This window comes from Psychrobacter sp. 1U2, assembly GCF_051847575.1.
Genome location: NZ_JBPYDC010000589.1, coordinates 1 through 956 on the forward strand (window position 1 = coordinate 1; position 956 = coordinate 956).

Here is a 956-nt window from a genome sequence, read left to right on the forward strand (position 1 = left end):
AAAAGCGCCTAATAAAATACTAATTGTTGGTAGAGAAACTAAGGGTTGGTTAAAGAGTTGGAATGACTTCCAATATGATAAAAATGGAATTAAGCGGTCAATGGATAAGAGTAAAGAATTCGTACGAGACCAACTAAAAGAAAAGAAAAAAGATACTCGTGGTAAATCATTCTTTAATTTTGTACGTGATGTTGCGAAAAAAAGTGGCGATAATGGTGTTTTATGGGCTAACATCTATGCCTCTGACTATAAGGGCGGGCATATCAATCACATAAAAGATAAGGACATGATAAAAGAGATAGAAACTATTTCTAAAAAAATTATTGTCGCTCAAATTGAGGTGCTAAATCCCGATATCATCATATTCGCTACAGGCAATCAGGGCATTGCAGCAAGACGTAGATACTTCCCAAATTCGGAGTTGAGAGAACGTACAGCTATTGCAGGCTACCACTCAAAGGATTTATGGGCTTTTAAACTACCCGAGTATGATGCTCAGTGTTATCGCATACACCACCCTAGTTCATTTAGTAATGAGAAAAGGCAAGCAAGACAAAAACTTATTGAAATATTACCGAGCATATAATTATTAAGTGTTAGTCAATCGCTCTATAGGCATCGTCTGGAACAAAAAACTTTATAGCCTTTTATGTGTCGAAGCGAGTCATGATTTGTTAATTTTGCGATGGCTCGTCGGGGTATATTACACTGATATAAGCATTGTTTAATTTACTCATTGCCATGCCATAAAGCACCATGTCAGAGTCATTCATTTTCCGATTAACCATTTCTATAATTTCACTAGATTGCTCAAGGTTTCCAGGGTTAATTGTTTGGATGTAAAGCAATAGACTTCTAACGTCTTTTATAGGAAGGTTACCTATAAATCCTTCAACCTCCTGTTTATTTTTCTTGAAAAAATCGTCTGATAAATAAAGTTTTGATTCTGCATATTG

2 protein-coding genes are annotated in these 956 nt (G+C 35.4%); one reads left to right on the top strand and one right to left on the bottom strand.

Annotated features, from left to right (window positions below; genetic code table 11):
• On the top strand, positions 1–586 hold a 586-nt coding region (locus ACS8FD_RS17465; protein WP_439276780.1), incomplete at its 5' end, for a hypothetical protein.
• A gap of 88 nt (positions 587–674) precedes the next feature.
• Here the strand turns inward: ACS8FD_RS17465 and ACS8FD_RS17470 are convergent.
• On the bottom strand, positions 675–956 hold a 282-nt coding region (locus ACS8FD_RS17470; RefSeq protein WP_439276781.1), incomplete at its 5' end, for a hypothetical protein.